Origin of the sequence: Alkalimonas collagenimarina (assembly GCF_030717845.1) — a bacterium.
In the GTDB taxonomy this organism is placed as follows: Bacteria; Pseudomonadota; Gammaproteobacteria; order Enterobacterales; family Alteromonadaceae; genus Alkalimonas; species Alkalimonas collagenimarina.
The window spans coordinates 1-20,998 of the sequence record NZ_JAUZVZ010000022.1 but is presented as its reverse complement, the minus strand read 5'-3'; the positions used below and the strand labels follow the sequence as shown (position 1 = coordinate 20,998).

General features: G+C 47.3%; 18 protein-coding genes. 2 read left to right on the top strand and 16 right to left on the bottom strand.

All coding sequences use genetic code 11. The features are described 5' to 3' along the window. The 4 genes from thrA to Q3O60_RS13790 all read right to left on the bottom strand — a co-directional run bounded on the left by thrA (nucleotide 1) and on the right by Q3O60_RS13790 (nucleotide 4,660). Nucleotides 1–2,460 (bottom strand): bifunctional aspartate kinase/homoserine dehydrogenase I, encoded by a 2,460-nt coding sequence (thrA, locus tag Q3O60_RS13805; RefSeq protein WP_305894526.1) that lies wholly within the window; start codon nucleotides 2,458–2,460, stop codon nucleotides 1–3. Between the two features lie 252 nt (nucleotides 2,461–2,712). Then, on the bottom strand, nucleotides 2,713–3,687 hold the full coding sequence (locus Q3O60_RS13800; protein ID WP_305894525.1) for a sensor domain-containing diguanylate cyclase: 975 nt from the start codon (nucleotides 3,685–3,687) through the stop codon (nucleotides 2,713–2,715). Beyond that, nucleotides 3,687–4,295, bottom strand: coding sequence for a chemotaxis protein CheC (locus Q3O60_RS13795; protein WP_305894524.1), 609 nt, complete (start codon nucleotides 4,293–4,295; stop codon nucleotides 3,687–3,689). Before Q3O60_RS13795 ends, Q3O60_RS13800 begins: the two co-directional genes overlap by 1 nt. After that, nucleotides 4,295–4,660: a response regulator gene (locus tag Q3O60_RS13790; RefSeq protein WP_305894523.1), complete on the bottom strand. Its 366-nt coding sequence runs from the start codon at nucleotides 4,658–4,660 to the stop codon at nucleotides 4,295–4,297. Before Q3O60_RS13790 ends, Q3O60_RS13795 begins: the two co-directional genes overlap by 1 nt. 330 nt (nucleotides 4,661–4,990) lie before the next feature. On the opposite strand from Q3O60_RS13790, the gene Q3O60_RS13785 reads away from it, so the two are divergent. Together Q3O60_RS13785 and Q3O60_RS13780 are read left to right on the top strand one after the other, a co-directional pair. Beyond that, nucleotides 4,991–6,736: an ATP-binding protein gene (locus Q3O60_RS13785; RefSeq protein WP_305894522.1), complete on the top strand. Its 1,746-nt coding sequence runs from the start codon at nucleotides 4,991–4,993 to the stop codon at nucleotides 6,734–6,736. 75 nt (nucleotides 6,737–6,811) lie between these two features. Continuing rightward, nucleotides 6,812–7,720: a recombination-associated protein RdgC gene (locus Q3O60_RS13780; protein ID WP_305894521.1), complete on the top strand. Its 909-nt coding sequence runs from the start codon at nucleotides 6,812–6,814 to the stop codon at nucleotides 7,718–7,720. Between the two features lie 33 nt (nucleotides 7,721–7,753). On the opposite strand, the gene Q3O60_RS13775 is transcribed toward Q3O60_RS13780, so the two are convergent. The 12 genes from Q3O60_RS13775 to Q3O60_RS13720 form a co-directional block, all read right to left on the bottom strand. Then, nucleotides 7,754–8,593 carry an HDOD domain-containing protein gene (locus Q3O60_RS13775; protein ID WP_305894520.1) on the bottom strand — a complete coding sequence of 280 codons (840 nt, stop codon included), beginning with the start codon at nucleotides 8,591–8,593 and terminating at the stop codon, nucleotides 7,754–7,756. Between the two features lie 28 nt (nucleotides 8,594–8,621). Further along, nucleotides 8,622–9,068, bottom strand: coding sequence for an HIT domain-containing protein (locus tag Q3O60_RS13770; protein ID WP_305894519.1), 447 nt, complete (start codon nucleotides 9,066–9,068; stop codon nucleotides 8,622–8,624). Next, nucleotides 9,061–11,706 carry a hybrid sensor histidine kinase/response regulator gene (locus Q3O60_RS13765; protein ID WP_305894518.1) on the bottom strand — a complete coding sequence of 882 codons (2,646 nt, stop codon included), beginning with the start codon at nucleotides 11,704–11,706 and terminating at the stop codon, nucleotides 9,061–9,063. Before Q3O60_RS13765 ends, Q3O60_RS13770 begins: the two co-directional genes overlap by 8 nt. A 157-nt stretch (nucleotides 11,707–11,863) precedes the next feature. After that, nucleotides 11,864–13,423 carry a M17 family metallopeptidase gene (locus Q3O60_RS13760; RefSeq protein WP_305894517.1) on the bottom strand — a complete coding sequence of 520 codons (1,560 nt, stop codon included), beginning with the start codon at nucleotides 13,421–13,423 and terminating at the stop codon, nucleotides 11,864–11,866. A 121-nt stretch (nucleotides 13,424–13,544) separates the two neighbouring features. After that, the gene (nqrM, locus tag Q3O60_RS13755) at nucleotides 13,545–13,757 is read right to left on the bottom strand and encodes a (Na+)-NQR maturation NqrM (protein ID WP_305894569.1); all 213 of its coding nucleotides are present in this window, start codon (nucleotides 13,755–13,757) and stop codon (nucleotides 13,545–13,547) included. 15 nt (nucleotides 13,758–13,772) lie between these two features. Further along, nucleotides 13,773–14,801, bottom strand: a complete 1,029-nt coding sequence (locus Q3O60_RS13750; protein ID WP_305894516.1) for an FAD:protein FMN transferase — start codon at nucleotides 14,799–14,801, stop codon at nucleotides 13,773–13,775. Between the two features lie 9 nt (nucleotides 14,802–14,810). Then, the gene (nqrF, locus tag Q3O60_RS13745; protein WP_305894515.1) at nucleotides 14,811–16,037 is read right to left on the bottom strand and encodes an NADH:ubiquinone reductase (Na(+)-transporting) subunit F; all 1,227 of its coding nucleotides are present in this window, start codon (nucleotides 16,035–16,037) and stop codon (nucleotides 14,811–14,813) included. A 22-nt stretch (nucleotides 16,038–16,059) separates the two neighbouring features. Further along, nucleotides 16,060–16,674 carry an NADH:ubiquinone reductase (Na(+)-transporting) subunit E gene (gene nqrE, locus Q3O60_RS13740; RefSeq protein WP_305894514.1) on the bottom strand — a complete coding sequence of 205 codons (615 nt, stop codon included), beginning with the start codon at nucleotides 16,672–16,674 and terminating at the stop codon, nucleotides 16,060–16,062. Between the two features lie 11 nt (nucleotides 16,675–16,685). Next, the gene (locus tag Q3O60_RS13735; protein ID WP_305894513.1) at nucleotides 16,686–17,315 is read right to left on the bottom strand and encodes an NADH:ubiquinone reductase (Na(+)-transporting) subunit D; all 630 of its coding nucleotides are present in this window, start codon (nucleotides 17,313–17,315) and stop codon (nucleotides 16,686–16,688) included. Next, on the bottom strand, nucleotides 17,308–18,096 hold the full coding sequence (locus Q3O60_RS13730; protein WP_305894512.1) for a Na(+)-translocating NADH-quinone reductase subunit C: 789 nt from the start codon (nucleotides 18,094–18,096) through the stop codon (nucleotides 17,308–17,310). The genes Q3O60_RS13735 and Q3O60_RS13730 overlap by 8 nt, the downstream gene beginning before the upstream one ends. After that, a complete protein-coding gene (locus Q3O60_RS13725) occupies nucleotides 18,089–19,330 on the bottom strand; it encodes an NADH:ubiquinone reductase (Na(+)-transporting) subunit B (protein ID WP_305894511.1) in 1,242 nt (413 codons plus the stop codon). The genes Q3O60_RS13730 and Q3O60_RS13725 overlap by 8 nt, the downstream gene beginning before the upstream one ends. A 2-nt stretch (nucleotides 19,331–19,332) precedes the next feature. Further along, complete coding sequence (locus Q3O60_RS13720) at nucleotides 19,333–20,670, bottom strand: Na(+)-translocating NADH-quinone reductase subunit A (protein ID WP_305894510.1); 1,338 nt, start codon at nucleotides 20,668–20,670, stop codon at nucleotides 19,333–19,335. Nucleotides 20,671–20,998 lie beyond the last annotated feature (328 nt).

Sequence of the window (20,998 nt, the reverse complement as noted above, 5' to 3'; positions counted from 1 at the left end):
TCACACCTCCTGCTGCCAGGACAAGGTCCGCAACACATCGCTAAATACGCCTGCTGAAGTCACCGCCGCACCAGCCCCATAGCCTCGCAATACAAATGGAATAGGCTGATAGTAACGGCTGTGGATCGCCAGCGCATTCTCGCCATCCTTTACTTTTGCTAGCGGATGATCGGGTGCCAATGCTTTGATCGCAACCTGGCATTGACCATCACGGATCTCACCAATGTATCGCAGAACCTTGCCTTCAGCTTGCGCTGCCTCAACTCGCCTGGCAAAGCTAGCATCAGCTTGCGGTAAACGAGCCAGAAAATCATCTATGCTGCCACTGGCATCAAAATCAGCGGGCAATACAGACTCAACACGAACTTGATCCAGCTCTAGCTCTAAGCCAAATTCACGAGCCATAATCAGTAACTTACGAGCCACATCCATACCAGATAAATCATCACGTGGATCCGGTTCGGTAAAGCCCATCGCTTTGGCTTTTAAGGTCACCTCAGACAAACTCATGCCCTGCTCCAACATACCAAAAATATAGGAGAGTGAGCCCGATAAAATGCCTTCGAAAGCCAATAACTCATCACCTGCATTCAACAGGCCTTGCAAGGTATCAATGACCGGCAACCCAGCCCCTACGGTGGTTTCATACAAGAAACGCCGACGGTGCTGCTGCGCTGTCTGCCGTAGCTGGCGGTAGTATGCCATGCTGGCGGTATTTGCTTTTTTATTCGGCGTCACCACATGAAAACCGGCCGCTAAAAAATCAGCATACTGAGCAGCGATCACCTCAGAGCTGGTGCAATCAATCAGCACGGGATTAATCAAATGTTGCTGTTGCACAAACTGATTCAATGTCGCCAAAGAGAATGTTTGTTGACTCGCACTGAGCTGTTGTTGCCAATCAGATAAATCAACGCCCTCCGGTTGCAATAACAACTGCGTGCTATTTGCAATGCCATAGACTTTTAATTTCACATGACGCTGTTGTAGAAAACCTTGCTGCCGTTCAATCTGAGCCAATAATTCTGCCCCGACCACACCGCAACCAACTAAAAATACATCGATACTAGGCACATGACTAAAGAAGTTCTCGTGGCAAACCTTCACCGCATCCTGGCAAGCAGACTGCGCGACCACGGCTGAAATAGAGCGCTCACTGCTATCTTGAGCAATCGCCACCACATTGACACGTGCCTGTGCCAAAGAGGCAAAAAACTTGGCAGCAACCCCACGATGCTGTCGCATGCCATCCCCAACCAGACTAACGATGGCCATATCAGCTGAAATATCCAATGGTCGCAACAAACTGCCTTGTAGTTCCAGTTCAAACTCTGACTCCAGCGCTTTCTGAGCTGCCGTTAAGTGCACTTGGGGAACACAAAAACTGATGCTGAACTCAGATGATGATTGAGTAATCAAATTCACCGAAATATGCGAGCGCGCCATGGTAGCAAACACTCGGCTTGCCATACCCACGACGCCTTTGAGACCAGGTCCTGATACCGTGATCAATGCGAGATGCTGCAAACTGGAAATGCCTTTAACCAAGGAGTCACCACCGCCTTCAGCCGCAATACAGGTTCCTTCCGCTTGTGGGTTCAGCGTGTTCTTAATGTAGCAGGGAATCGAAAACCGAGCCAAAGGGCCAATGGTTTTAGGGTGCAGCACTTTGGCACCAAAATAAGAAAGTTCCATGGCTTCATCGTAGGACAAACGCTCAATCAGCTGGGTTTGCTTGACCTGACGAGGGTCAGCACTGAAGACGCCATCCACATCAGTCCAGACTTCACAGGATGCCGCCTGAATACTCGCCGCCGCAATTGCCGCAGAATAGTCCGAACCATTTCGGCCCAGCAGGCAAAGCTCACCCTGCGCATTGCTAGAAACAAAACCAGCCAACAGATACACTTGAGCTGCCTGACGGGCCAGTGCCGCTTTGAGTGCCTTTTCAGAGCTGGCAATATCTGCCGAGGCATTCAGGTAGTCACCCTCGCTGCGGATACACTCAGCTGCAGACAACAGAACTACAGAAAGGGCTTTCGCCTGCAACAGTGCCTGCATCAAAGTGACACTAAATTGCTCACCCAAACCAAGCAACTGTGCCTTGATGTGATCCGGGCAATGCTTTAACAATTGCACACCTTGCAGTCGCTGCTGCAACAAGGTCATTTGTTGATCCATCACCAGACGCGCAGGTTCCAGCAATTCGTGGCCTACAATGGCAGTGGCATCCGTCAGCAAGTGCTGATAGCGTTGTTGCAGGTTACCTAGTAAATCCTGATACTCTGCCCCCATATAAGCTAAATCAGTTAACTCAACCAGTAAGTTGGTCACCCCCTGCGGGGCTGATAATACCAGACAAAGGTCCGTTTCCGAGGCGGTGTCTGCGACAATGGCGGCAACATCCTGAAAGCGTGCAATCGACGCCAATGACGATCCCCCAAATTTTAGCACTCGCATGTTTTACTCCTGAATTCATTCAACGTGTTTGCGATATTGTTATTGGACCTGGTTGAGTCATAGGGTCTAATGCCCTTTAACAAAAAACCCGTGACGGATGAGGTCACGGGTTTTCAGATGACAATGCACCACCGACCTCCTACCCCGTTAGGGTGGTGGTAATAATAATGGTCGTGGTGAGAGTCAGTATTTTTTTCATAGACACCATAATGCACGGACTTGTAGACGTCTGTCAATAGTTAACGGCCAATCTTACGGATTTACTTTTTGTACGAAGTCTTGCAACTGCTCGCGGTACTTGGTGCTTCGATTGCGTCCTTGTCGCTTCGACACATACAAAGCAATATCGGCACATTGCAACATGTCATGCGCGTCTTTATGGCGATGCGTATTCAACTCGGCAACCCCCAGGCTGATGGTGGCTCGTATCTGTTGCTGATTGAATAGCATCTTATGTTCTGCCACCGCCTTGCATACTCGTTCAGCAACGTCCGATGCACCTTGCAACGCTGTATTCGGCAGAATAATGCCAAACTCTTCCCCACCATAACGGCCAAGATAATCCGACTCCCGCAACAAGCTTTGAATAAAACTGGCCAACTCAATCAACACAAAGTCACCACCAAGATGCCCATAGTCGTCATTGAGTTGTTTGAATTTATCCAAATCAAACAGGATCAGCGATAAAGGTTGCTGATAGCGTTTGGCCCGTAGCAGCTCAGTTTGCAGTAAATCCTCCCAATGGGCACGGTTTAGCACCTTGGTCAGCCCATCCAGCCGGTTGGCTTGTTTCAGAGCCAGCATGTTTTGCTGTAACTCTTGCTGATAGATGCTGACATCGGTCGCATCCTCAATCAATAGACAAACAAAGGTCTCTTTCGTTTTTGGATGCTGTAGCGGCAACATGGTGCAATTTTGCATCATGTAATCAGTGCCGCCACTGACAGGCCGCAAATGAGGCAGTTTCACGATATAAGGACGCTGCTCCCAGGAGCTAAATGTTGGGGCATTGAGCGCGATAACACTATCTAGTTTGCGTGTTAACCAGGCTTCAGGCAAGTCAGTAAACACATCAAAAACACAGCGATTTCGTACCTCGACTAAAGGTACCCCAAGCCGTCGCTCAATAAATTGGTTGTAGTAACTGATGGTATAGTCGGTCGTCAAAACTAACACACCGCTATTCAGCTGATTCAGGATTGGCAAGGCTAACCAATGAGCATCCATCAGAACTCCTGCAGAATGAGGTCGAGCTGATGTTGCAAGGTTTCCAAAGCACTGCCGGGGATCAACAAAATCATTTCGCAATCAAAGGCATAATCAGTTACCTGATAATGAATATTCACTTGCAAGGCGGCTGTCCAACGCTCTGACAGCTCCTTCAGGCGCTGCTTTAATTCAGAAGGCTGGCAGCTCAGTAACCGAGGCGCACTGTAAGATAAACTGCTGTCAAGTTGGGCGGATAAACTGTTTAAAAAAGTGGTGGTCAGGATCGAGCTGATATCGCTCAGCATTTCCGACTCACTGGTGTCATCTTGCTGATACCCGAGGATACCCGCTAACTGATGCGTACTGGCCATTTTGTACAGCAGCATGGCTTCGCCTTGAATACCAGCTGATCCCATAAAGCCTTGGCTCACCAGGCGGGTATCATCATCGACATACATTCTCGCCAGTTGCTCTGGTACTGAACTAGCTTCGACCACCTGTATTGCCGGTACCTGTAAATGAATAAATGTATTTAAAAAACGCGCTAACTGATCACTGGCCCCGCCCATGGCAACATTCATCAGCTCCTGCAAAGCATCTTGTTGATCAGGCGTCAATATGACCATCACATCAATCCATACTGGTGTAAAATGACAGCTAGCTTGTCACTGTTTACCGGCTTTTGGATAAAAGCCAAGGCACCCAGTTCAGTGACCCGCTTTTGCATTTCTGGCTGAATATCAGCAGAAATCACGATGACAAAGCACTTAAGTTGCCTGGCTTTTATCGCTTCCAATACACCAACGCCATCCAGCTCAGGCATGGTCAAATCGAGGAAAACCAGCCCAATTTCATGCTGTGCTAAAACGTCTAAGGCCTCATTGCCATTCGAAGCAGTTAGGATCTCCGCATCGAAATCCTCAGGTAAACTCTTTTTGACTTGTTTACGTGCAAGTACAGAGTCATCACAAATCAAAGCCTTTAAGGTCATGAGTTCGGTTCTCTTGATAAAATGCGTTTCTTATTGGTGTTATTACATCAAGCCTAGCTGGAATACTATACAGAAGCTAAATACAATGCAAGCCACCACAAAGTCTGATACTTTATCAATAATTCAACGAAATATCTGAAAATTAAGCTATAGTCAAAAGATACTTTCATCCCGTATTCCGTCGAATAAAGCATGGCTAAATGCAGTAGTGAAGACCATAAAAAATACCGTGAAAGTATCGTATATTATAATTAAAACGAAGCGTCATCCTGCAGCGTTATAGCATGGGACACAACACGCTACTTATTCGCTGTTTTAAAAAGGTTATCTATGCAGCAAAAAGGTTTGTCTCGCACATTATTGACTAAAGTTTTGTCGGTTTATTTTATTCTGACATTTGTAGTCACCCTAGCGCAAATTGGTGCCGAGTACTTTAATACTAAACGCTACATCAATAGTGAACTATCCACACTGCAACAAACCTTTTCTGGTAGCCTGACGCGTGCCATATGGGAGCTGAATACTCAGCAAGCATTGGTTATCGCTGATGGCTTACTTGCCATACCTGCCGTAGAAGGAATTATCGTGCGTGATGATAGTGGTACTGTCATTACTCAGCTCGGCCGACATGTTGATATTAGTGAACGGCATGGCACCCAGTTAGTGCGCGAAGGTATTGAACTTACCGAGCAACAATCCGGCCTTTTTGGCTACACCTTTCCACTTATTTTTGAGTTTTCTGGTCGGGCTACTCAGGTTGGTGATGTCACCTTGTTCTCCAGCCGGGCAATTGTTATTGATCGCATTAAAGTAGGCATCTTCTTTCTCATCGGCAATGCCATGCTCAAAACTACTTTTCTTATCATTCTATTTTTAATTGCATTTCGCCAATACTTAACCGAACCATTATCTCAGCTTACGCAACAGATTGAAGATTTGGAAATGGATCATCTCGAAGGCGTCAACATTTCTACCAAGCAACAAGAAACCAGCTCTGAGCTGGGAGTGATGGCCACAGCCTTTAACCGTTTAATTCGTCGGGTGCAAGATTACAAATCCGAGTTGGAAAGTACACAAAAGGAATTGCTGATCAGCAATGAGAAACTTGACCAGCACAATCTGGTACTGGAACAAGAAGTGGCACGTAAGACATCCGGCCTGAGTCAGGCCATGATGGATTTACAACAACAAAAACAACAACTGGAAACAAAACAACAAAGCCTCAAAGAAGAGATCGAGCGGCGCCGTCACATTGAGCATGCACTTCGCAATAAACAAACTGAATTGGAAAATCTGGTCGAGGACTTAAAACAAACACAAGATCGGTTGGTACAATCTGAAAAAATGGCAGCTCTGGGCGGTCTGGTGGCCGGTATCACGCATGAGGTCAACACACCCGTCGGCATTGGGGTCACCGCAACCAGTTTCTTAGCTGAAAAAATTCAGATATTACAACACGCTTACCAAGAGAAAACCTTATCGCCAAAGCATTTGGAACGCTTCATCGGTGAAGCCAGCGAAACAACAAGCTTACTGGAAACCAACCTTAGTCGTGCCTCAGATCTGATTGCGAGCTTTAAACAAATTGCTGTGGATCAAACCAGTGAAGCCATTCGAACTATCCAGCTGGATCACTACTTAAAGGAAGTGGTTCGCTCCTTACAACCTCACTTTAAAAAAACCAAGCATCAAGTCGAAATAAACTGTCCCGCTGAACTACAGCTGACCTGCCCGGCGGGGGCGATTTCGCAGATTTTTACCAATCTGCTGATGAACTCATTGATCCATGGCTTTGAAGGTATTGAACAAGGAGAGATCCGCATTACCGTGGTCGATGATGAGAACTATGTCGATATTCGTTACAGTGATAATGGTAAAGGCTTAACGGAAGAACAGCTTGAAAAATTATTTCATCCTTTTTTCACCACCAAACGTGAATTAGGAGGCAGCGGTTTAGGCACCCATATTACCTACAATCTTGTGCGCCAAACCTTGAAAGGCAGTATAGAAGTGCAGAGTAAACTTGGTGAAGGCCTGCATTATCACATTCGGTTTCCCAGAAAAAATGACCATTGATTTTGGTTAGGGCGTTTATCTTTCTCGTTTGCTCACGTTATACTGGCCACTTTCCCGTTGTCTCAGAGTATCTTTATGTGGTTTAAAAATCTTCGCGTTTATCAATTAAATACCCCTTTAACACTTAGCATTGACGCCATGGAGCAAGCATTAGCAGAGTTCCGCTTTAGTCCCTGTACCGGCCAGCAAGCATCCAGTTCCGGTTTTACCGCTCCTTTTGAGTCGACCCAAAACTTCTGCTATCAGAATCAGCAATTTATTTTCTTTGCTTTAAAGCGACAAGAGAAAATTTTGCCCGCCGCCGTAGTGCAAGATGAAATGCAGCCTCGGCTGGATGCATTGGAGCAAGAGAAAGGCCGCTCCTTAAGCCGTAAAGAAAAAGACAGCCTAAAAGAAGACGTGACCTTCGAGCTGCTGCCAAGAGCTTTTAGTCGTTCGCAAACTATCTTTGCTTGCTTCGATGAAACAAACCAGCGCATTTTAATCAACACCAGCAGTAGCAGCAAAGCAGAAGATATGCTGGCTTTGTTGCGTAAAGCGTTTGGCTCACTGCCAGCACTTCCTTGGCTGGACCCCTACAAACTCAGTGCCAAATTGCAACTATGGTTACAGAATCAAGCATTGCCTAATGGCTTTACCTTGGGGGCAGAAGTAGAGTTAAAAGCGCCGGATGAAGAAGGTGCTAAAGTTCGTTTTAGTAATCACATTCTCACCACCGACGATGTACAGAGTCATCTGGAAGATAAGCTGGTAACCCGGCTTGAGCTGGAGCAAGATGAACGTCTGAGCTGGAAAGTATGTGACGATGGCAGTATCAAGGGCATTCAGTACCATGACAGCATCAGTGGCCATAACGATGAGCTGGGCTGGGAAGATGAAGAAGCTCGTTTAGCAGCAGACACCTTGTTAATGTGCTCAACACTGGCAGAAAGTCTGGATCAATTGGCGGATTCAGTCAGTGCGAGCGCTGATTTAACGCCTTAAAGCATAAGTACGGTCATGCTCTCTCGTTTGCCTTCAGGCAAACAGAGAGCGCACATCCTGATAAACAGCGGCGATAAGCGGCTCCTGCATAAAATCTGCATCAGGGATCAGCCCTTGCTCAATGTATTGTCCCATCAAGAACTGCTGCTGCTCAACCTCTGGAAATGCTTTATTCACGATGGTCGCTATGCGGATAAAGTCGGTATAATCTGGCGAGTCAGACGTTTTAGCCACCTGCCACTCAGCGACTACCTGCTGGTACAACTCGGAAAACCCCCAGGCTTTCATAATAGCCAAACCAATTCGTGGTGAAAGCTTCACCATAGCATGCCGCATAAATCCCGGGTGGCCAAAAACATCTTCGTGCTTTTCTGCCTCCGTTAAAATCGGCAGTAGACCGATATGGTGTAATAAAGCGGATAGCGTCATCACATCAAGGCTTAACTTACAACTACGCTGCTGCGAACGATAATAACTCAAGCAGGCCACGGCAACACTGGTAACCTGCACGGTATCACGCCATGCTTTATCCATCATCTGCTGAATATGGCTGTTTTGACAAACAAATAGCTGCTCCATCGCCATGGCCGTGGCAATGGTTTTAATCTGACTTAAACCAATGCGGGTCACCGCCTGACTTAAGGTCCCCACTTTAATCGAGCGGCCTAAAAATGCACTATTGGCAACACGCAACATGCGCGCAGCTAAAGCTGGATCCATGCTGATCACCTCTGCCATAGTGGCAAGGCTAACTTCAGGGTCATCGGCAGTTCGCCGAACACGTAAAGCCACCTCAGGTAAGGTTGGTAACAGCAAACTATCGGTTCTTAGCTTTTCAGTTAATATGGTAACCAATGCATTTTCTGCAGACATACTTCACCTCAATATCTAGCGAAAAAAATCATGGCCGGCCCGATGTATCTTCCGGCCAAACAGGCAAGGATTGCTGCCAGTGAAACAGCTTCTGCTGCACTTTTTGTTCAGTGTAAGGCAGCATAGGTGCATAACCCCAAACTGGAGCAGGCCATGCAGTATCATCAGTAAATCTGGCAATATGGTGAATATGTAATTGTGGCACTATATTACCCAAGGCCGCAATATTTAACTTGGCGGGTTGAAATTGCTGCTGCATCCACTTACTCAAACGCCGACTCTCGAGCTGAAGTTGCAGTGCATCTGGCTCAGATAAATCAATAAACTCTCGCAGCGCTTTACGGCGCGGTACCAAGAGGAACCACGGGTACTGTTGATCATTCATTAATCGCAACTGGCATAACGGCCAGTTTTGCATAAAATGGCTATCCTGCTCCAATCTGGGGTCTAATTGGAAATCATGGTAACTAGACATTGGTTACGTCCTTTTCTGCTATGGATTGCATCTGCAACAATACGTCCTCACAGCGCTGAACGACTTGCTGATGCGCCAGTTGCTCCAGCTCTGCAGCCAGTTCAGTGATCGTAGGAAAGTCCATACTACCAGCACTGCCTTTTAAACTATGAGCCTCAAAGGCCAGTCGGTCCCAGTCTTGCAATTCGAATGCCTGTTGTAATTGTTCGATCAGACCCGGCAATTTCAGTTTAAAGCTTTGTTTTAATGCCTGTATCACTGGATCTTGTGCCAGCTTCTGCTCCAGTTGCAGATGGTCTTCTGTTGATAGCTCGGTTCGGAACGATTTTACTACCGTCAGGAACTGCTGCTGATTAATTGGTTTGGATAATACGGACTGGCAACCAGAGCGTTTATAACGCTCGATATCTTCGCTCATCACATTGGCAGTGACCGCAATAATAGGTGTTTGAATGCCCGCATGGCGAATCAACTCGGTCGCCTCTTCACCCCCCATTTCTGGCATTTGCATATCCATAAAAATAAGATCAAAATCAGCACTCAATACCTGCTCAACGGCTTGATGTCCATTTTCAACCATCACATAAGTCGCATTGACCTGCTGCAGTAAGATGCTTAATAGTAGCTGATTATCCGGGTTGTCTTCTGCAACCAAAATATGCAATGCGCTTTGCTGATGCGTCAATGGTTCAGTCAGAATAACTTCTGGTGGTTGGTAAGACTGCACTAAGTGGCTATCCATGCCGGTACAATCCAGCAGGATCTCAAAATTACTGCCAACCCCCTTCACGCTCTCAACAAAGATATCCCCGCCCATCTGCTGAACAAGCTTTTTTGAAATACACAGGCCAAGCCCCGTGCCACCAAAGTGGCGCGTAACGGTAGAGTCTGCCTGTACAAAGGGCTGAAATAAGCGTGATAGCTCGGACGGAGCGATACCAATTCCGGTGTCTTTCACCGCAATTCGAAGCTGTTGGCTCATCAAATCATGCTCGACCCGAATGATGATCTTGCCTTCCTGCGTAAACTTAACCGCGTTACTGGTTAAATTGAGCAGCACCTGCCGAAAACGAACTTCGTCAGTTTTTAGGGTTTCAGGCAATGGGAATATCCACTGAAGCTCACAATCCAAGCCTTTTGCTACCGCCTGATTGTGTGTCAATTGGTACACATCATCGATAATTTCCAGACAGTTAAACGTTTCAGCCTGCAATTCAAGTTTATCCGCTTCAATTTTAGAAAGATCCAGAATATCGTTGATGAGGTTTAATAAGTGCTGACTGCTTTTAAGTACCCGATGCTGATAATCTTTGATTTTTTCGACATCAACTTCCTGTACGCTTTGCTCACTAAAGCCAATAATAGCGGTTAAGGGTGTGCGGATTTCATGGCTCATATTGGCAAGGAATACGCTTTTTAAGCGGCTGGCTTGTTCTGCCGTCTCTCTGGCAATAATAAGCTCGTGGTTCGCAGCAGCTAAATCGTCATTAGCCCGTGCCAAGTCCTGCGTCCGTTTTAATACCTTTTCTTCAAGCTGCTGTTTATATGCACGCTCACGTTCACGATACACCCTAAGCTGTCGTACCATGACATTAAATGCAGCAAACATATCGCCCAATTCATCTTGCTTTAATACCGGTAATAACGTCGATAAATCACCGCGGCCGACGGCTGTTTTTGCTTGCGTGAGCTTACGAATGGGGCCAAAGACATGGCGGATCAACAACCAGTAAATACTAAAAGGAAGCAATAAACAAACACTCAACAACAACCCGCCGATAACCCATGGGATCTGCATGGTGCCATCCATAAGCTCCTGCTGATTAATCCCTAATAACAGCTGGAAATCCCCCGGCAATTCAGCACCTTTCAACAACATTGATTGGCCTAGTAGCAAGCCCTTTTCCATCTCAAGTTGTTGCATACTCTTTTGAATGGTTCTGAAATGACTCGGAGCAAATGTACTACCAATTAACTGTGGACGATCTGAAAAAGCAATGGTTGCTGAGGGACTGATCATTAAAGAGACGCTGCCTGGTGTTAAGCTCTGTTGCAAGATGTCACGCAAATTTTTCGGATCAACACCAAGTACCAAGTACCCCCAAAGTAATCTGGAGTCAGTGCCTTCCTGTTGAGGGCTGTACACTTTATGGGCAATAAACAAACGTTGTTCGGTAGTGTCACTTTCTGGTGCAAAGAAAAAAATATCTTCCCGGATCATGCTCTGCAGACGCGTTAGATATCGTTGACGAAACCGAGTGGAGCGGCCCTCATCCGACTGCTCAGATACCAACAGCTCAACCTGACCGTTCAAACGCAGTAACTTGAGGGAATACGACTCACCTTGTGAGTCGATAAAAGCCGTAAACCTCGCTTGCAAGGCTTCAGGCTCCGATGCGGCAGATAATAGAAATTGCTCTATCTCTTGACTGGACGCCAACGCTTGGATCTGTTGGCGGTACGTGGACAGTTCGTGATTAATTGCCAGCTTTTGCTCGGCTAAAAAGTGGCTGGCGGTTAGATTTGCTTGTTGCCAATAGTACAACTGACTGTATTTAATCGCCAAAATACCAAACAGCATAGCCGGAAATAACAGCAAGGGTACTAAATAAATCAGTAACGTCTGTCTTAAGCGCATTGCCAGTCCATTTGCATCTTGAGGCTACTATTAGTCGTATAGTTAAAATCATGAATGAACAGCATACCCAGCATTTAACATCAGGACAAGCGTTGTTGTCTGCCATCATATATCAGGCCAGTGGCTCTGCACGAACATGAGAGCCGCTGGCCGGTACTCAGCGAATGGTCTGATCCGATAACACCGATGCCAGCATCGTGATCAAGGGTGCTGCTGATGGCTTGCCGTGTATCCAGTCGCCACCATCGACGCCACTGCCCGCAATATCTAAGTGTACATAAGGAATAGGCTTCATGTGGTATTGTCCATGGTCGGCCAGCCCGGAAGCCTCGACCAGAAACGCCATGGGGAACTGGTGGCCGCGCACCGTAATGGATGACGCTGCATTGTTGCAACTTAACACATCTTCAGCACTGCTTTTTGCTTGAATAAACTGATAGTCCTCTCGACGACTGCGCGATATTTCACAAGGGTCGCCCCACACATCGCCAAACTGCTGCATGCGAAGCGATAGCCCTAAGGCACGCGCCGGGCCATTTTCAACCAATGCCGTGTAAGGGCCAACTGAACGAGCCGCATGACCTGTTAAAGTAGCAACTGAAAAGATCTGTGGTGCCACTTCATCGGTTGCTTGCTGGCGTAAGTGCGAGAGTAGGTCAGCCAATACCAGACGTCCTTCAGCATCGGTATTGCCAATTCGTACCCGTACCCCGGCATGGCTCGTCAAAATTTCATCTGGTACAAACGCATCCGAGCCAATGCTATTACGAACGGCTCCAATTTCCGCAACTACTTTCAAGCCTTCAGGCTGCAGCTTGGCAATCGACAACATAAAGCCTGCCACCGCAGCACCACCGCCTTTATCGCGGCTCATACCCGCCATGCTACCGCCTACTTTTAAATCAGCGCCACCGGTATCGTACACCAACCCTTTTCCTGCCAAAAATACACTTTGAGCTATGGCACCTTTCGGTGTGTAGCTAAGGCGGATCACAGCTGGCCTATGCCTCGGCACCACCAATGAACTTCGAGCAACCGCCATCAGCAGTGGATAATCTTGTTGCAATGTTTTGATATCGGTTACGACCTCAACCTCGACCGCACTGCCGGAGAACGTCTGCTGACAATAAGCAGCAAAATTCAAAGCACTCATGCGTTCTGGCTCTGTACCTGCTAAATCACGTGCTAACCGGCGTCCTGACTCAATAGCCATCAGCTCTTCAGCCTGAGACTCAACGAGACCAACCATAGCAATGGACTGCACCGGTTCCAGCTTTTCTTCACCAACTACTTCACGTCCTTCTAGCGGTTGCCACAGCGCCTGACACATCGCCAGATAACTGACTTCGATTGCATGCTGGTACAGTTCATTGTGGTGAGGTTGCACCCACACCAATGGAGCAGTAGCTCCCATCTCCTTTGCCAATACTATGGCTGCTTTAGCAGCATCCGCATAACTACGAACATCGTCGTAATCACGCTCTAAAGTACCGACAGGGGCAAGGATCAAGCGGCCACCCGGCATGCTACTGCATGGCATTGCTACCAGCTGCTGACCAATACGTTGATCAACGCCCTGAGCTGATGCTATGGCGATTGCTATCGTGGACAGCTCATCGGCTTGTAGGTCATGCGCCAACACAATCAAGGCATCCCAGCGCTCATCTTGCAATGACGCTGTTATCGAGTCTGCGGTAAAAAGAGTAGGATAAGACATAACAGCTTCCAGTAATTCAAAAAGCCATTATTGAAGAAAACTGCATCAGGAACAACCAGTATCCGTCAAAGAGGCAACGGTTACTGGCAGTCCTGCTTTACAGTATTTTGACGTGAAGCAACTAGATAATTTTATTCTCTTGCCAGAACTTTTCTTTTGCCATGCGCTGCTGTCGCTTTTCACATGGGTTATCACAGTCGCAGGCTTTTTCAATACCCATACTCCCTAAGCCACCACAACTGCCAGCCAAGGTTTTCCGTTGCACCAAAAAACCAATGGCCATGCCTAGCACCACCAAAAGTAAAATTGCAAACGTCAGTAGAAAGGTACTCATCATCTATTTGGCTCCTTACTGCAAAAAAGGTTCAAAAGCACGGCTGCTGAGCTCTTCAAAACCATCATCGGTTTTAACCACAATCAACGCAGCCAAACTATGAGTATCTGCAAAGGCAATGGCTTCATCGGCGTCCATGAGCATTAGTGCGGTTGAATAGGCATCAGCGGTCATGCATGACTCATGCAACACCGTACTAGAAACGACTCGATTCTGGATGGGCTGGCCAGTTCGCGGATCCAGTATATGCGAATGACGCACGCCATCCTGTTCAAAATAGTTCCGATAATCACCTGATGTAGCCAAGGCTTTGTTGTCGAACTCAAGAATACGTTGCACCGAGCGCTCACCAGACACTGGTCGCTCTATGGCAATACGCCAGGGGCTTCCGTCAGGTTTAGGGCCACGCACACGAATTTCACCACCAACCTCCACCAAATAAGCGGTAATGCCTTCTGCCTCCAACAAATCCGCCACACGATCAACGCCATACCCTTTGGCAATGGTCGATAAATCAGCCGACACCCGTGGATCTGCTTTGCTCAGCCATAATCCATCGAGTTGCAGGTTCTGATACCCTACATAGGGTTGGATCTCTTGGTATTGCTCAGCGGTTGGAGCTTTCTCAATGCGGCCCTGTGCACCAAAGCCCCACAACTCGACCAACGGTCGAATAGTGACATCCAGCAATCCACCGGTTTCTTCAGCCACTTTGAGTGCCTCAGCCATCACTTCCGCAGTGGCTTCTGACAGCAAAAATGGTTGTGTGCTATGCCAGCTATTAAAGCGCATCAGCTCGGAATCAGGGATATAGGTCGACATCAACTGATTCACCAACTCCAACTCAGCATCAATTCTTTGCTGTAACTGGGGTAAATCAACTACTTGCGAGCCGGTAAATAAGGTCACCACATAGTAGGTTCCCATAGTCCGCCCTTCTAACCGCTCAGGCGAAACTGAAGGGGTTTCCTCAACCGGACTGCAAGAAAGTAAAATGGCCAGCCCGAGAAGGGCCAGCCAGTAATTGCGTGCAAATTTCAACATGATGTAGGGTTAACCACCAAAGTCATCAAGCATTATATTTTCGTCTTCAACACCTAAATCTTTCAGCATGTTGATGACAGCTTTGTTCATCATTGGCGGGCCACACATATAGAACTCACAATCTTCAGGTGCCTTATGATTTTTCAAATAATTCTCATACAGCACATTGTGAATGAAGCCAGTGTCGCCTTCCCAGTTATCTTCTGGTTGCGGATCAGACAAGGCCACATACCATTCGAAGTTGTCATTTTCTTTCGCCAACATGTCGAAATCTTCTTCATAGAACATTTCGCGCTTAGAGCGGGCTCCATACCAGAACGACATTTTGCGCGTTGACTTCAGGCGTCGAAGCTGATCAAAAATATGCGAGCGCATTGGCGCCATACCAGCACCACCACCAACGAAGACCATTTCAGCCTCAGTTTCTTTGGCAAAGAACTCACCAAATGGCCCTGAAATTGTCACTTTATCGCCTTTTTTCAAGCCCCAGATAAAGGAAGACATTTTACCACATGGCAGTGAAAGGTTGTTTGGCGGCGGTGTCGCAATCCGCACATTCAACATAATGATACCTTCTTCTTCCGGGTAATTGGCCATGGAGTAAGCACGAATAGTTTCTTCGTCGACTTTAGACTCAAGACTAAAGAAGTTAAAGCGCTCCCAATCACCACGATACTCTTCCGGAATATCGAAGTCTTTGTATTTCACATGATGTGGTGGCGCTTCAATTTGTATGTAACCACCAGCACGGAATGGCACGGACTCGGTACCAGGAATTTTCAGCACCAATTCTTTGATGAAAGTCGCTTTGTTATCGTTGGAGATGACTTCACAATCCCACTTACGAATACCAAAGACTTCATCTTCCACTTCAATGTCCATGTCGCCTTTTACATTGACCTGACAGGACAAGCGACAGCCTTCACGAGCTTCTTTTTTGGTGATGTGGTCAAGCTCCGTCGGTAAAATTTCACCGCCGCCCTCTTTCACATGAACCGTACACTGACCGCACGAGCCACCACCACCGCAAGCGGATGATAAGAAGATGCCTTTATCGGCCAATACACCAAGTAACTTGCTACCTGGCTTCGTTTTGATTGCTTTTTCCGGGTCACCATTGATGGTGATGGTGACTTCACCGCTGGCAACCAGTTTGGATTTCGCGGCTAGAATGATGAATACTAAGGCCACAACGACCACTGTAAACATCACTACGCCAAGAATAATCTCTTGCATGGTTTTTTCCCTCTACTGCTGCTTACAATGAAACGCCGGAGAACGACATAAAGCCCAAGCCCATCAGACCCACCACTAAGAAGGTGGACGCAAGGCCACGCATACCAGCAGGCATATCCGAGTACTTCAATTTCTCACGAATACCTGCCAGCAAGGTAATAGCTAAAGCCCAGCCTACGCCGCTGCCTAAACCAAATACCACGCTTTCACCGAAGCCATAATCACGCTCTACCATGAAGGCAACACCACCGAAGATAGCGCAGTTCACCGTAATCAAGGGCAGAAAAATCCCCAAGGCGTTGTAAAGTGCCGGAAAGAACTTATCCAAAGCCATTTCAAGGATCTGCACCATCGCAGCGATAACGCCAATATAGGTGATAAAACCAAGGAAGCTCAGGTCAGCATCTGGAAACCCAGCCCACTCCAAAGCACCTGGTGCCAGCAGATTGTGATACACAATGTTATTGATTGGCACGGCCAGACCTAATACCACAATAACAGCAACGCCAAGACCAAAGGCAGTGGTTACTTTCTTTGATACCGCCAGAAAGGTACACATACCAAGGAAAAATGTCAGTGCGAGGTTCTCAATAAACACAGCACGAACAAATAAACTAATATAATGCTCAAATCCCATTTGTCAGCTCCTTATGCCTGCTCAACTTGCTCAGGACGGAACGTCCGCAGCACCCAAATGAAGAAGGCAATAATGATGAAAGCACTTGGTGCCAACAACAACATACCCATCGGTTGATACCAACCACCTTCACTGACCAGTGGCATAATCTCCACACCAAAAACAGAACCTGAACCACCAAGTTCGCGGATAAAGGCAACCACCATCAAGACTAAGCTGTAGCCGAGCGCATTGCCCAGGCCATCTAACAGACTCATGCCTGGCGAGCTCTTCATAGCGTACGCTTCCGCACGGCCCATGACGATACAGTTGGTAATGATTAAACCAACAAATACTGAAAGCTCTTTCGATACATCGTAAGCGTAAGCTTTCAACAACTGATCGACAATGATAACCAGGGACGCAATGATGGTCATTTGTACGATGATCCGCACACTCGATGGGATATGGTTTCGAATGACAGAAATAAAGAAGTTGGACAACGTCAGTACAAAGGTCAGCGCAAAACACATCACCAAGGCAGTTGCCATCTGAGTTGTCACGGCCAAGGCGGAACAAACACCCAACACCTGAAGCGCTATAGGGTTATTTGCAAAAATCGGCCCAAACAGTACGGTTTTAATTTCTTTTGCATTAGCCATTGTTCAGTGCTCCTTGATGAACCTTGCTCAGGAAAGGACCAAAGCCCTGCTCCCCCATCCAAAAGGTAAAGGTATTTTGGACACCATTGGCAGTCAGCGTGGCACCAGACAAACCATCAATGTGATGATTAGGATCTGAAGCATTGCCCGGGCGCACAATATTCAGAGCGAGGTTACCTTGCTCGTCAAAGAGTTTTTTCTCTTCAAACTGACCAATCCAACGCGGGTTCTCAATCTCCCCACCTAAACCGGGTGTTTCACCTTGCTCATAGTAATTCATGGCAATGATAGTATTGCCATCGGTTTCCAGAGCAATAAAGGCATGCATGGTTGACCAGAGGCCATAGCCATGAATTGGCAACACCACTGAAATCAGCTCATCTTCTGCATTGGTGACCAGATACACCGGCGCATAATGTGGTTTGCGACGAATGGAAGCCACATCATCTTTTTTGTTCAACTGAGTACTTAACTCGTTATCACGCCAGGAAGAACGGTAATCAAACTGCGCCGGATCTTTATCGGTAAACTCACCGGTAGCCAGATCGATAATACGCTCTTCAACATGCTTGGCAAATAACTCACGAACTTTGGCAGGTGTTGCTGCACCCTCCAGAATTTTCGCACTGCGAAGAATGTTCGTTTGCGCATCCAGCAGCTGATTGGCTTCCTGAACCGGCCGCAGTTGCACTGCGGCTGTGGATACAATAAAAGCACAGACCAGACATAATGAAATGACCACAATCAGTGTTTTACTGATGGTATCGTTGTTACTAGACATTGCGTGCCAGCCTCCGTTTAATATTGGCCTGAGCCACGAAGAAATCAAATAATGGTGCGAACAGGTTGGCGAATAAAATCGCCAGCATCATGCCTTCCGGATAGGCCGGATTGACTACGCGGATGAGAACCACCATCACGCCAATCAAGATACCGTAAGCCCACTTACCCTGATTGGTAAAGGACGCTGAAACCGGATCCGTTGCCATAAAGAACATACCAATCGCAAAACCACCAATCACCAAATGCCAATGCCAGGGCATCGCGAATAAATGGTTGGTGTCTGAGCCAATGCCGTTAAACAGTAAAGCCGTCAGTACCATCCCCACCATGACACCCAGCACTATACGCCAGGATGCAATGCGGAAGTAAATCAAGGCCAAACCACCAATCAGCAGAGCTAAGGTGGATGTTTCACCAACAGAACCGGGGATAAAACCTAAGAAAGAATCCCACCATAGTTGCATGTTGCTGTAATCCAGCGAAGCATACAGTGTATTGCCCGTTTGGCCCGCTTCATACGGCAAACCTTGCGCCTGGCTCAATAAGGTAGCACCTGAGTAACCATCCGCTACTGTCCACACGGCATCACCAGAGATTTGCGCTGGATAGGCGAAGAACAAGAAAGCACGGCCTGCCAGAGCTGGGTTCAAGAAGTTACGACCCGTTCCACCAAACACCTCTTTTGCCACGACCACACCAAAGGTAATACCCAGAGCAACTTGCCACAATGGGATAGTCGCTGGCAGGATCAATGCAAACAGAATTGAGGTAACAAAGAAGCCTTCGTTGACTTCGTGCTTACGGACCGAAGCAAACAATACTTCCCAAAAACCACCGACAATGAAGGTCACTGCATAAATGGGCAGAAACCAACATGCACCATAGAGCATTTTCATGCCCCAGCCGGAGTTTTCCGTCAAGCTGCCACCCAGCATTTGGAAGACACCCACCTGCCATGTATCAGGCGTGGCAAAGCCATCAGCCAGCGCGGCAACCGCTTGGTGACCGACATTAAACATTCCGAAGAACAGGGCTGGGAACAGTGCTAGCCAGACAAAAATCATGATACGTTTCAGGTCAATGCTGTCACGCACATGTGCACCGTTTTTGGTCACGAGACCTGGAGTGTATAAAATGGTAGCGACAGCTTCGTACATCGCATACCACTTCTCGTATTTACCGCCTTTTTCAAACTGCGGTTCAATGCGTTCTAAATAATGCTTTAAACTCATGATTAGCCTTCCTTCTGGATCGTCGTCAGGCAGCTACGCAGAATGGAGCCGTAATCATACTTGCCAGGGCACACAAAGGTGCACAGTGCCAAGTCTTCTTCGTCCAGTTCAAGGCAGCCAAGTGACTGAGCGCTGTCGGTATCACCCGAAACCAGATCACGCAACAATAAAGTGGGCAGAATGTCCAACGGCATGATCCGCTCGTAATTTCCGATCGGTACCATGGCACGAGATGATCCATTGGTGCTGGTGGTCATATCAAAGCGTTTTTTAGGGTTGATATGAGATAGATAGGCACGGGTAATGGAAAACTTTTCACTACCCGGGGCAATCCAACCAAGGAACTCTTTATTGCTACCATCAGCCAAAACAGACACTTGATTGTGGAAGCGGCCAAGATAACCATGCACGCCGTGAGCAGTTGTACCAGACAGTACCGAACCTGAAATAATACGATGCTCACCGTCAGTAAGTTCACCAGCGGTTAGCTCTTCGAGTGAAGCACCCAGCACTGTTTTCACCAGACGTGGATTTTTCACTACAGGACCGGCCAGAGAAATAACACGTTCAACCGGCAACTCTCCCGTGGTGAACAACTTACCCGCTGCGATAACATCTTGGTAGCCCAAATGCCAAACAACGTGATGAATGGCAGCACCTTCCAGAAAGTGAATATGGGTACCAGGCAAACCGGCCGGGTGTGGGCCGCCAAACTCAGCCTGCTCAACACCAGAAACCGATGGTAACTCAGTACCTGCCTGCTTACACAGATAGATTTTGCCATCCGTCAAGTGGGTTAGTACTGTTAAGCCATGCTTAAATGCTTCAGCTTCAGCGTTAATCACCAATGCAGGATCCGCAGCCAAAGGATGCGTATCGATAGCCGTGATAAAAATAGCTTTTGCAGTGCTATCTATCGCTGGTGTTTGGCTGAATGGACGGGTACGAAACGCAGTCCATAAACCTGAATCAACCAGGTTTTTGCGAACCTGGTCTGCTGTCAGGCTGCTGAGCTGATCTGCACTATACTTCTCGAATTGCACGGCATCAGAGCCGCCCACTTCAATCACCACAGATTGCAAAACACGCTTGGCACCACGGTTAATTTCCACAACGGTTCCTGAGGCAGGCGCAGTAAAAACAACACCAGGGGTTTTCTTGTCTTCAAACAAGCCCTGACCTTTTTTTACGGTATCGCCTACTTCAACCAACATCGTTGGCCGCATACCATTAAACTCTTCACCGAGTACGGCAACGCGTTTAACAGCAGGCCCGTCAGTTATGTCTTGTTTAGGACTGCCCGAAAGGGGAATGTCCAAGCCTTTTTTGAGTTTTATCATACGTACTTGCACTACTAGTTTGGGAAGAAACGGTTTAGTTTTTCAGCTGCATATCACGCAGCGCACCCGATTGATACTGGAACTTTCTGTAAAAAACAGGCTCCAATTTCGGATACACGTATTAATGGCGCGGATTTTAACATTAAAAGCCGTAGCTATCTATGTCATCCTGAAAATTTATCACCTCAAGAACAGTTGTCTTCTAGTCTAGATAATTTGTGTGAATTTTCATCAAATGTGCTTTATTTTAGCGTTAAGCCACACACTAACCAAGCAAACTTTAGTGGTAGTCCATGCCTTCTTAGCCATAAAAAAAGCCACCTAAGGT

Bases quoted from the DNA above. Each gene is read 5' to 3' on its own strand.
- Q3O60_RS13765 (WP_305894518.1), bottom strand. From the start codon at position 11,706: ATGCGCTTAAGACAGACGTTACTGATTTATTTAGTACCCTTGCTGTTA.
- Q3O60_RS13770 (WP_305894519.1), bottom strand. From the start codon at position 9,068: ATGTCTAGTTACCATGATTTCCAATTAGACCCCAGATTGGAGCAGGAT.
- nqrM (WP_305894569.1), bottom strand. From the start codon at position 13,757: ATGAGTACCTTTCTACTGACGTTTGCAATTTTACTTTTGGTGGTGCTA.
- Q3O60_RS13730 (WP_305894512.1), bottom strand. From the start codon at position 18,096: ATGTCTAGTAACAACGATACCATCAGTAAAACACTGATTGTGGTCATT.
- Q3O60_RS13760 (WP_305894517.1), bottom strand. From the start codon at position 13,423: ATGTCTTATCCTACTCTTTTTACCGCAGACTCGATAACAGCGTCATTG.
- Q3O60_RS13780 (WP_305894521.1), top strand. From the start codon at position 6,812: ATGTGGTTTAAAAATCTTCGCGTTTATCAATTAAATACCCCTTTAACA.
- nqrE (WP_305894514.1), bottom strand. From the start codon at position 16,674: ATGGGATTTGAGCATTATATTAGTTTATTTGTTCGTGCTGTGTTTATT.
- Q3O60_RS13720 (WP_305894510.1), bottom strand. From the start codon at position 20,670: ATGATAAAACTCAAAAAAGGCTTGGACATTCCCCTTTCGGGCAGTCCT.
- Q3O60_RS13750 (WP_305894516.1), bottom strand. From the start codon at position 14,801: ATGTTGAAATTTGCACGCAATTACTGGCTGGCCCTTCTCGGGCTGGCC.
- nqrF (WP_305894515.1), bottom strand. From the start codon at position 16,037: ATGCAAGAGATTATTCTTGGCGTAGTGATGTTTACAGTGGTCGTTGTG.
- Q3O60_RS13790 (WP_305894523.1), bottom strand. From the start codon at position 4,660: ATGACCTTAAAGGCTTTGATTTGTGATGACTCTGTACTTGCACGTAAA.
- Q3O60_RS13735 (WP_305894513.1), bottom strand. From the start codon at position 17,315: ATGGCTAATGCAAAAGAAATTAAAACCGTACTGTTTGGGCCGATTTTT.
- Q3O60_RS13800 (WP_305894525.1), bottom strand. From the start codon at position 3,687: ATGGATGCTCATTGGTTAGCCTTGCCAATCCTGAATCAGCTGAATAGC.
- Q3O60_RS13775 (WP_305894520.1), bottom strand. From the start codon at position 8,593: ATGTCTGCAGAAAATGCATTGGTTACCATATTAACTGAAAAGCTAAGA.
- Q3O60_RS13725 (WP_305894511.1), bottom strand. From the start codon at position 19,330: ATGAGTTTAAAGCATTATTTAGAACGCATTGAACCGCAGTTTGAAAAA.
- thrA (WP_305894526.1), bottom strand. From the start codon at position 2,460: ATGCGAGTGCTAAAATTTGGGGGATCGTCATTGGCGTCGATTGCACGC.
- Q3O60_RS13785 (WP_305894522.1), top strand. From the start codon at position 4,991: ATGCAGCAAAAAGGTTTGTCTCGCACATTATTGACTAAAGTTTTGTCG.
- Q3O60_RS13795 (WP_305894524.1), bottom strand. From the start codon at position 4,295: ATGGTCATATTGACGCCTGATCAACAAGATGCTTTGCAGGAGCTGATG.